Annotated in this window: 6 protein-coding genes; 4 read left to right on the forward strand and 2 right to left on the reverse strand. The window is 75.0% G+C overall.

Going from position 1 to position 9953, the window contains the following annotated elements:
* Positions 1-370: 370 nt before the first annotated feature.
* The gene (locus ACLQ25_RS32110) at positions 371-1306 is read right to left on the reverse strand and encodes a S66 peptidase family protein (protein ID WP_425734483.1); all 936 of its coding nucleotides are present in this window, start codon (positions 1304-1306) and stop codon (positions 371-373) included.
* Between the two features lie 103 nt (positions 1307-1409).
* On the opposite strand from ACLQ25_RS32110, the gene ACLQ25_RS32115 reads away from it, so the two are divergent.
* Together ACLQ25_RS32115 and ACLQ25_RS32120 are read left to right on the forward strand one after the other, a co-directional pair.
* Positions 1410-2177: a type 1 glutamine amidotransferase gene (locus tag ACLQ25_RS32115; protein ID WP_425734484.1), complete on the forward strand. Its 768-nt coding sequence runs from the start codon at positions 1410-1412 to the stop codon at positions 2175-2177.
* Positions 2177-5251, forward strand: coding sequence for a bifunctional [glutamine synthetase] adenylyltransferase/[glutamine synthetase]-adenylyl-L-tyrosine phosphorylase (locus ACLQ25_RS32120; protein ID WP_425734485.1), 3075 nt, complete (start codon positions 2177-2179; stop codon positions 5249-5251). The genes ACLQ25_RS32115 and ACLQ25_RS32120 overlap by 1 nt, the downstream gene beginning before the upstream one ends.
* 5 nt (positions 5252-5256) lie before the next feature.
* Here the strand turns inward: ACLQ25_RS32120 and ACLQ25_RS32125 are convergent, their stop codons facing one another.
* On the reverse strand, positions 5257-6840 hold the full coding sequence (locus ACLQ25_RS32125) for a hypothetical protein (RefSeq protein WP_425734486.1): 1584 nt from the start codon (positions 6838-6840) through the stop codon (positions 5257-5259).
* Positions 6841-6884: 44 nt separating this feature from the next.
* Between ACLQ25_RS32125 and mptB (ACLQ25_RS32130) the strand changes: the two genes are divergently transcribed.
* The gene (gene mptB, locus ACLQ25_RS32130; protein WP_425734487.1) at positions 6885-8285 is read left to right on the forward strand and encodes a polyprenol phosphomannose-dependent alpha 1,6 mannosyltransferase MptB; all 1401 of its coding nucleotides are present in this window, start codon (positions 6885-6887) and stop codon (positions 8283-8285) included.
* Positions 8286-8299: 14 nt separating this feature from the next.
* The gene (gene mptB / locus ACLQ25_RS32135) at positions 8300-9808 is read left to right on the forward strand and encodes a polyprenol phosphomannose-dependent alpha 1,6 mannosyltransferase MptB (RefSeq protein ID WP_425734488.1); all 1509 of its coding nucleotides are present in this window, start codon (positions 8300-8302) and stop codon (positions 9806-9808) included.
* Positions 9809-9953: the final 145 nt, after the last annotated feature.

Genomic DNA, 9953 nt, shown 5'->3' on the forward strand with positions numbered 1-9953 from the left:
AACTGGCACACCGGCCAACCGGTCATGCGATCCCTGACCGCCTACGACCACTGACCCCTTGGAATCGATCATCTAGCCCACCTGACCCGCTGACCCTTATCCCTCCCGGCCGCCGGGCCTCCTGGCCTCGGTCTCCTGGCCTCGGTCTCCTGGCCTCGGTCTCCTGGCCTCGTTGATCAAGAGGTTTGCGTCAGTTCCGGGACGGATTCTGACGCAAACCTCTTGATCACCGGGGTCGGGTCGGGTCGGGCGGCGGTCGGGCCGGGCCGGGTCGGGTCGGGTCGGGTCGGGGCCGGGGTGAGGCGGCGGCCGGGCCGGGCTGGGTCGGGGTCGGGGTGGGGCGGGCGGAGGCGGGCGGGCCGGGCGGGGGTTACTGGACTGCGGGGGTGACGTTCAGGGTGTTGGTTTCGGTGTCCAGTCGTGCTTCGGTGCCTACCGGGACGGTCAGCTGGTTGTGGCCGTGGCCGATGGGGAGGCCGCCGAGGACCGGTACGCCCAGGTCGCCGAGGCGTTCGGCGAGCACGTCGACGATCGTGGTGTCCCAGCCGTCGCCGCAGTCGGTGAACTGCCCGACCGCCACCCCGGCCAGCCCGTCCAGCGCACCGGCCCGGCGGAGCTGGGTGAGCATCCGGTCGACCTTGTACGGGGGCTCCTGCACGTCCTCGATCAACAGCACCGCGCCGGTCAGGTCGGGCAGGTCCGGTGTGCCGATCGACGCGACGAGCAGGCACAGGTTGCCGCCGAGCAGGGTGCCGGTGGCGCGGCCGGGGACGCGCACGTCGAAGGTCTCCTCGGTGGGTACCGCCTCGACGGTCACCGGCTCGGTGGTCATCAGCGCCGCGTGCAGGGACTCGGCGGAGCGCAGCGGCGTCCGCTCGTCCCGCCAGGCCGCTCCGGGGCCGTGTACCCCGGCCAGTCGGGCGCCCCGCCACAGGGCGAGCTGCAACGCGGTGATGTCCGAGAAGCCGGCCACCACCTTCGGGTCGCGGCGCACGGCCGCCATGTCGATGGCGTCGACGATCCGCTGGGCGCCGTAGCCGCCCCGGGTGCAGATCACCCCACGGATCTCGGGGTCGGCGAACGCCGCGTTCAGGTCGGCGGCCCGCAGGTCGTCGGTGCCGGCGAGGTAGCCGTGGCGGGCGTACGCGTTCGGGGCCGGTATCGGGCGCAGACCCCAACCGGTGAGCAGCTCCACGCCCCGGGCCACCCGCTCCGGCGAGGTCGGCCCGGACGGCGAGACGAGCAGCACCGTGTCACCCGGGCGCAGCACGGGCGGGCGGACGACGGTGGAGTCCTCGTTGATCACAACCGCAGAGCCTAGCCACCGCGCCGACACGAAGGCCGCCAGCCGGTGGCACCGACCCGCGCCGGGGCGTGGCGGAGCGCGCCGCACCCGCTAGCCTCGACGGGTGGCAACCGCGCTGGTGATCGAGAATGACCCGACGGACGACGCACGCCGGTTGGGTGAGTGGCTGACCGAGGCAGGGCTGGATTTGTGGGTGGTCCGCCCGCACGCCGGTGAGGAACTTCCCGCCGACCTTGAGGGGTACGCGGCACTGGTGGTGCTGGGTGGCGACCAGCAGGCGTACCCGCTGCCGGACGGCTCCCCCGGGGCGCCCTGGTTCCCGGCCGTGGAGGGGCTGCTGCGCAAGGCGGTCCGGTACCGCGTGCCGACCCTGGCCGTCTGCCTGGGCGCGCAGCTGCTCGCCACGGCGCACGCCGGGCTGGTCGAGCGGAGCCCGTCCGGGCCGGAGATCGGCCCCGGCGTGGTCGGCCGGCGCGACGCCGCCGAGCAGGACCCGCTGTTCCGGTACGTGCCGCTGATCCCGGACGTTCTCCAGTGGCACTCCGACGAGATCACCGAGCTGCCCCGGGGCGCCACCCTGCTGGCGGCCTCCACCCGTTATCCGCACCAGGCGTTCCGGCTCGGCGACCGGGCCTGGGGGTTGCAGTTCCACATCGAGTGCGACACCGCGATGATCGCCGAGTGGGCCACCGACTGGACCCTGCTCGCCGAGTTGGGCTATGACCCGGAGCTGGTGGTGGCGGCCTGCGACTCGGTGATGGTGGACGTCGAGGAGGTCTGGCAGCCGTTCGCCGCCCGGTTCGCCGCACTGGCCCTCGGCGAGTTGGACGACAGCACGATCCGGCGCGGCCTGCCGCTGCTCGGGCACTGATGAGCCGGCCGACGAGGGCCCCGGGCCGGCTCGCCCGCTACGGCTTCGGCATCGCCGAGGGCGACGGCGGGGCCCGAGCCGCGGACCTGCTCGGCCCGGACGGGCTGGGTCTGTGGCAGCCGGAGGAGCAGGAGCCGGTCGACGACGCGGCCGGGGAGCTGCTCGCCGCGCTGTCCCGGGCCGCCGACCCGGACCTCGCGCTGCGCCAACTGCACCGCATCGTCGAGGCGGAGCGGCGTACCAGCGCCACCAGCACCGCGCGCGGCACCAGCGCCGCCGGCACTGGTAGCACTGCCAACGGCGGTACCGACGCGTCGCCGCTGCTCGCGGAGCTGCACGCCGACCCCGGGCTGCGGCGTCGGCTGATCGCCGTGCTGGGCGCGTCGTCGGCGCTTGGTGATCATCTGGTGGCGAATCCCGAGCACTGTCTGACGCTGCGTACCGCGCCGGACGGGCTCGCGCCGATCGCCGACGGTCGGCTGGAACCGGCCGGCGACGGGAACCCGGTGGCGGTGCTGCGTGCGTCGTACCGGCTCTCGCTGTTGCGGATCGCGGCGGCCGACCTCACCGGCGGCCGGGCCCTCGAGCAGACCATGGCCGCGCTGTCCGCGCTGGCCGACGCGACGCTGGCCGCCGCGTACGAGATCGTCGTCGCCGAGTTGGCGGCGGGCACCGAGCGGCCCCGGCTGGCCGTGGTGGCGATGGGCAAGTGCGGCGGCGGCGAGCTGAACTACGTCTCCGACGTGGACGTGATCTTCGTGGCCGCCGAGGACGCCGACCTGCCCGCCGCGACCCAGGTGGCGACCCGGCTGATCTCCGTCTGCGGGATGGTCGCCTGGCCGGTGGACGCCGCCCTGCGGCCCGAGGGCAGTCGCGGCCCGCTGGTGCGTACCCTCGCCAGCCACCTCGCCTACTACCGCCGGTGGGCGCGTACCTGGGAGTTCCAGGCGCTGCTCAAGGCCCGCCCGGCCGCCGGGGACCTGCCGCTGGCCCAGGAGTGGATCGACCAGCTCGCGCCGCTGGTGTGGCGGGCCGCCGAACGACCCGAGGCGGTCGAGGACGTCCGGGCGATGCGCCGCCGGATCATCGACAACGTCCCGCCGAAGGAGCTGGAACGCGAGATCAAGCGTGGTCCGGGCGGGCTGCGCGACATCGAGTTCGCCGTTCAGCTCCTGCAACTCGTACACGGTCGCGGGGACGAGGCCTTGCGGGCGCCGGGCACCATTCCGGCGCTGCGCGCGCTCGTCGCCGGCGGCTACGTCGGCCGTGCCGACGGTGAATCGCTGCTGCGCGGCTACCGCTTCCTGCGCGCCGTCGAGCACCGGCTCCAACTCCAGGCCCTGCGCCGTACGCACACCGTGCCCACCGAGCCGGGGGCGCTGCGCTGGCTGGCCGCCGCGCTGGGTTTCGTGGCCACGCCGGGCCGCAGCGCCGTCGAGAGCTTCCGGGCCGACTGGGTCACCCACGCCACCGAGGTACGACGGCTGCACGCCAAACTGCTCTACCGGCCGCTGCTGGAGTCGGTGGCCCGGGTACCGGCCGACGGGCTCCGGCTCACCCCGGAGGCGGCCCGGCACCGGTTGGAGATCCTCGGCTTCGCCGACCCGGCCGGGGCGCTGCGTCACCTCCAGGCCCTCACCGGCGGGGTGAGTCGTACGGCGGCCATCCAGCGAACACTGCTGCCGGTGCTGCTGAGCGAGTTCGCGGACGCCCCGGAGCCGGACCGGGGGCTGCTCAACTACCGCAAGGTCTCCGACAAGCTGGGCAGCACCCCCTGGTACCTGCGCCTGCTGCGGGACGGCGGTCCCGTCGCTCGCCGGCTGGCCCGGGTGCTGGCCCTGTCCCGGTACGTCGCCGACCTGCTCGCCCGGGATCCGGAGGCACTGCGGCTGCTCGCCGAGGAGAACGAGTTGTCGCCGCGTCCGCGTCCGGTGCTGCGTGACGGCTTCCTCGCGGCGGCGGCCCGGCACACCGACCCGGTCGAGGCGACCCGCGCGGTGCGGGCGCTGCGCCGCCGGGAGCTGGTCCGGGTGGCCTGCGCGGACGTGCTCTGCCGGGCTGGCGCGCTCGCACCCAGCCCGACCCGGGCCGACGGCACGACGCGGCCGTCACCCGGCCTGTCTGACATCACCGAGGTCGGTACGGCGCTCGCCGACGTCACCGACGCCACCCTCGCCGCCGCGCTGCGGGCCGCGCGGGCCAGCCAACCGGCCCCCGACGGGCTGCGGTTCGCGGTGATCGGGATGGGCCGGCTGGGCGGGTACGAGTCGAACTACCTCTCCGACGCCGACGTGCTCTTCGTCTACGACCCGCCCGCCGGCAGCAGCGAGAGCGCCGCCAGCGCCGCCGCGCACGCGATCGCGGAGGAGCTGCGGAGACTGCTCGGCGTACCCGCCCCCGACCCGCCGTTGGGTGTCGATGCCGACCTGCGCCCCGAGGGCCGGCAGGGTCCGCTGGTGCGCAGCCTCGCCGCGTACGCCCAGTACTACGCCCGCTGGTCCCGGGTCTGGGAGGCGCAGGCGCTGCTGCGCGCCCGGTTCGTCTGCGGTGACGCCGACCTGGGCGCCGAGTTCGAGGCGATGATCGAGCCGGTGCGCTACCCGGCCGACGGGTTGACCCGCGAGCAGGTCGTCGAGATCCGTCGGATCAAGGCCCGGGTGGAGACCGAGCGGCTGCCGCGCGGGGCCGACCCGGCCACCCACACGAAGCTGGGCCGGGGCGGGCTGGCCGACGTCGAGTGGGCGGTCCAGCTCGTCCAGCTCCGACACGCGGGCGCGATGCCGGAGCTGCGCGGCACGCGTACCCTCGATGCCCTCGCGGCGGCCGAGCGGGCCGGCCTGATCGATCCGGCGGACGCCGCGGAGATGGCGGCCGGCTGGTCCCTGGCCGCGCAGGTCCGCAACGCGCTGATGCTGGTCCGGGGCCGGGCCGGCGACCAGCTGCCCCGGCACGGCGTGGAGCTGGCCGGGGTGGTCCGGCTGCTCGGCCACGACGACCCGGGGGAGTTCCTCGACGAGTACCTGCGCACCGGCCGCCGTTCCCGCGCCGCCGCCCAGCGCGTGCTGGAGGGGTAGGAAGGTCAGCCGAGGGTGTAGTCGCCGGCGCGGGGGACGGTGACGGTGGTCCAGTCCCCGTCGGCGGCGACCGTCGCGCCGCCGGACGCGGTCAGCCAGCGGCTGTGTCGCACGCGGACCGCCACCGGGCCGGCGGTCGGGGCCCGGAAGGTGACTGCCGCGCCGTCCGCGCGGACCAGCTCGGCGGGCGCGGCGACCAGCGGCGTCGGGTCGGCCACCGCCCAGACCCGCCAGTGCGGGCCGGACCAGGCCGGGGTCAGGTACGGCAGACCGCCCTCGACGAGTTCCGCCTCGGCCCGCCCCACCCAGGACAACGGGGCGTCCGGCACCGCCACGTACTGCACGGCGTTCTCCGCCAGCCAGGCCCGGTAGCTGGCCGGGGTCAGCGGCACGCCGGTGCCGGTCGCGCCCGGCACGGTGGTGAAGAAGAGCGGGTTGCGGTCGATGTCGGCCTGCCGCAACCAGCCGCGGGCCAGCGGCACCTCACCGAGGCGGGCCGCCTCCCAGTAGTTGCGCGTCGGCGGCACCTCCACCCGGCCGGTGAGCCGCTGCCCGGCCAGGAACGCGCGCAGCGGCGCGTGATAGCCGGGCGCGCTGGTCGGGTCGCCGATGCCACGCAGATCCGCCGGGACCACCGGCGGCTGCCACACGCAGACGGCCGCCAGCAGCGCGGCCAGGCCGAAACCACCCAACAGCCGGGCCGGCACGGGCCCGACAGCCGGCCGGCGGGCCAGGCGGGTCGACAGCCAGGCCGGCGGGCGGGCGGCGGCGGCCAGCACCGGCAGCGCGAACATCGTCGCCAACCGGGTCGCGTTCAACCCCACCGGCGTGTGCACTCCGGCGGCGACCAGCACCCCGACGGCGGCCAGCAGCGCGCCGAACCGCACCGGCCGGTACGCCACCAGCGCCGCCACCACCAGGCTCGTCACCACCGCCCGCAGGGTGTCGGTGCGGCTGATGTTCATCCAGCCGCCGTCGCCGAAGAGCACCGCGGTCGCGCCCAGCGGCACGGCCGCCGCGACACCGAGCGCCAGCCCGTCGGCGTACCGGCGGGCCAGCAGCAGCGCCGCGCCCGCCAGGCCGACGAACAGGCCGGCCACCGGGCTCGTCGCCGAGGCCAGCAACGCGCCCGCCGCGGCCAACGCGACCCGACGACCCGGGGGTACGCCCCGAGTCAGCGCGACCAGCGCGGCCAGCCCGAAGGCGACACCGAGGGCGTACGTCACCCGGCCCGAGACCAGGTTGCCGGCCAGCGTGACCACGCCGACCAGGCTGCCCAGCAGCGGTCGGGGCACCGACGTGCGGACCAGTAGCGCGGCCAGCGCGGTCGCCGACGCCACCAGCGCCAGCGCACCGGTCACCCGCACGCCGAACACCGCCATCACAGGCTGCGACACCAGGCTGTAGCCGAACTGCTGCACCCCGCCGTACCAGCGCAGATCCACCGGGCTGAGCCCGTGGGCGGCGAAGAAGTCGGCGCGGGCGACCTGCGCGGCGAGGTCCGAGCCCATCAGCGGCAGGGCCAACCAGAGCGCGCCGAGCACGACGGAGAGACCGGCGGCCACCGCCACCACCCGACTGCGCCGCATGCCCACCTCCGTACCGCGACAACCGTACTGGCAGCATGTCCGGCGTGCCTCACCACCTCGCGCGCTGGACCGGACTGGCGGGATCGGCGCTTCTCGCCGTCGCCGCGTTCCTGGGCGGCGCACTGACCGACTCACCCCTGCGCAGCAACCCGGTCAGCATCTGGCAGGGCCCGAACGGGCCGCTGGTGCTCGTCGCCTGGCTGGTCGGCACCGCGCTGCTGGCGTACGCCTGGTGGTCGCTGCGCGACGACGTGCCGTCGACCCGCTGGGCGCTGGTCACCGTCGGGCTCTGGCTGCTGCCGCTGCTGATCGCGCCTCCGCTGGCCAGCCGCGACGTCTACGCGTACGCCTGCCAGGGCGCCAGCTACGCGGCCGGGATCAACCCGTACGAGCAGGGCGTCTCCGCGCTGCCCTGCCCCTGGCTGGACACCATCTCGTACATCTGGCGGGACACCCCGGCGCCCTACGGGCCGCTGTTCGTGGTGCTGTCCGGCGCGGTGGTCAAGGCCACCGGCTCGCTGACCGGCGCGATCGTGGTGTTCCGGCTGATCGCCGTGGCGGGGGTCGCGCTGATGGCGGTCAGCCTGCCGGTGCTGGCCCGACGGGTGGGCGTACCGGCCTCCCGGGCGGTCTGGCTGACGCTCGGCTGCCCGCTGGTCGCCGTGCACCTGGTCTCCGGCGCGCACAACGACGCTCTGATGGTCGGCCTGCTCGTCGCCGGGCTGGCCGTGATCGCCTCCCGGCCCGGACGCCCCGGCCCGCTGCTCGCCGGTGGCGTGCTGCTCGGTCTCGCCGCCGGCATCAAGGTGACGGCGCTGGTCGTGGTGCCGTTCGCCGCGCTGGCCGCGATCGTCGGCGGGTACTCGATCCGCGCGCTGATCCGCCACGGCGGCTGGGTCGTCGGCGGCGCGGTCGCCGTCGTGGTCGGGGTGACCTTCGCCGCCGGCCTCGACTTCGGCTGGGTCGGCGGGCTGGCCCGAGGTGGTGACGTGATCGCCTGGACGTCGCCGTCCACGGCGGTCGGGCAGACCGTCGGCTACCTGGCGGTGCCCTTCGGCGGGCACGTCGACGCACTCGCCGTCACCCGGGGGATCGGCGTCGCGGTGCTGGCGGTGCTGCTGGTGTGGCTGTGGTGGCGGGCCCGCACCAGGGAGCCGCTGTGGTACGCCGCCGTGGCGCTGACCGCTACGGTCGCCCTCGCGCCACTGTTCCACCCCTGGTACTGGGTCTGGCCCCTCGCGGTTCTGGCGGCCACCGCCCGGCGTACCGGATGGTTCATGGTCGTCGCGCTGGTGGCGTCGTTCCTGGTGCTGCCCGACGGCACCGGGCTGCCCCGGTACACCAAGACGGTCGGGGCGCCACTGATGACGCTGTTGGTGATCGTGCTGGCCATCCGGTTGGTACGGTCGGCTCGGGCGGCCCGCCAACCGGTCGCCGCCGACTGAGGGAAGGTGCGCCGGTGACCACTCCCGGCGCACCTTCGCCGCCGATCCCTGGCCCGCTGACCGCCCGGTTTGCCCGGTATGCCGGGCTGGTCGGCGCGATCCTGCTCGGCCTCGCCGGACATCTCGGCGGGGCACTGCCCGACGCCCCGCTCGGCGCGACCCCGGCGTCGATCTGGCGGGCCCCGGGCGGCCCGGCAACGCTTACCTGCTGGCTGGTCGGCACCGCGCTGCTCGTCGGAGCGTGGTGGTCACTGCGCGCCGGCGCCTGGTGGTCACTGCGCGCTGGCGCTTGGTGGTCGCTGCGCGCCGGCGCGCCGTCAACTCGTTGGGCGTACGTCACCGCCGGGCTGTGGGCGCTGCCGCTGCTGCTCGCGCCGCCCCTGGGCAGCCGTGACGTCTACTCGTACGCCTGCCAGGGCTGGACCTACGCGCACGGGGTCGACCCGTACGCGGTTCCGGTGGCGGCGGCCGGCTGCCCGTGGGTGGAGACGGTGGCGCCGATCTGGCGGGACACGCCAGCGCCGTACGGGCCGGTGTTCGTGCTGCTCGCGGCGCTCGCAGTGACTGTCGGAGGCGGGCTCACCGGCACTGTCGTACTGCTGCGGGTCATCGCCGTGGCCGGGTTGCTGCTGGCCGCGTTCTGCCTGCCTCCGCTGGCCCGGGCCACCGGAGTGCCGACCCGGCGGGCGGCCTGGCTGGCGCTGGCCGCGCCGCTGGTCGGCGTACACCTGGTGGCCGGCGCGCACAACGACGCCGTGATGCTGGGGCTGCTGCTGTGCGGGCTGTTGGTGGCGGTCCGCCGGCCGGGCCGGCCCGCCGCGCTCCTGCTCGCCGGGGCGCTGCTCGGACTGGCGGTGACCGTGAAGGCCAGCGCCGTGGTGGTGGTGCCGTTCGCGGCGCTGCTGGGAGCGTCCGGCCGTACGGTGTTCCGCAGCGGTGCGTGGCTGGGCGGCGGCCTCGTCGCCGCGGTGCTCGGCAGCTCGGCGTTGACCGGTCTGGGGTTCGGCTGGGTGGGTGGGCTGACCCGCAGCGGGGACTCCGAGCAGTGGACGTCGCCGCCCACCGCCGTCGGATTCGTCGTCGACTACGCCGGCGCGCTGGTCGGGCGCGACCCGCAGGCCGTGCCAGTGACCCGCGTGGTCGCGTTGGTGCTGCTAGCAGTCGCGCTCGTGGCCCTCTGGTGGCGAACCTGGCGGAGATTGCGGGCTTCGGCTGACACGGTCTCGGACCGCTGCCGGGTGGCGCTGCACGCGGCCGGCCTGGCACTGGTCGCCACCGTCGTCCTGTCCCCGGTCTTCCACCCCTGGTACGCGACCTGGCCGCTGGCGCTGCTCGCGCTCACCGCCGCCCGGACGACGTGGTTCGCGCTGCCGGTGGCGGTCGCGGCCTTCCTGGCGCTGCCTGACGGCACCAACCTGGCCCGTTTCACGAAGGCCCCCGGCGCGGTGGCGATGACCGTCCTGCTCCTGTTCCTGCTCCTTCGGATGTGGCGGCACGGACCGGAGCGCTCGCTACATCCGTGACCATCGGTCGGAGGCGCGAAGATCGCGCTCGAACGTGGATGTAGTGGCCTCCCGCACTGACGAGGCCACTACATCCTGGAGCTTGTCTCATCCTGTTTGGGCTGTTCAGGAGTGGTTGACAGGTCTTGTTGGTGTGGTGGGGTGC

This window comes from Micromonospora sp. DT44, from assembly GCF_049841635.1.
Classification (GTDB): domain Bacteria; phylum Actinomycetota; class Actinomycetes; order Mycobacteriales; family Micromonosporaceae; genus Micromonospora.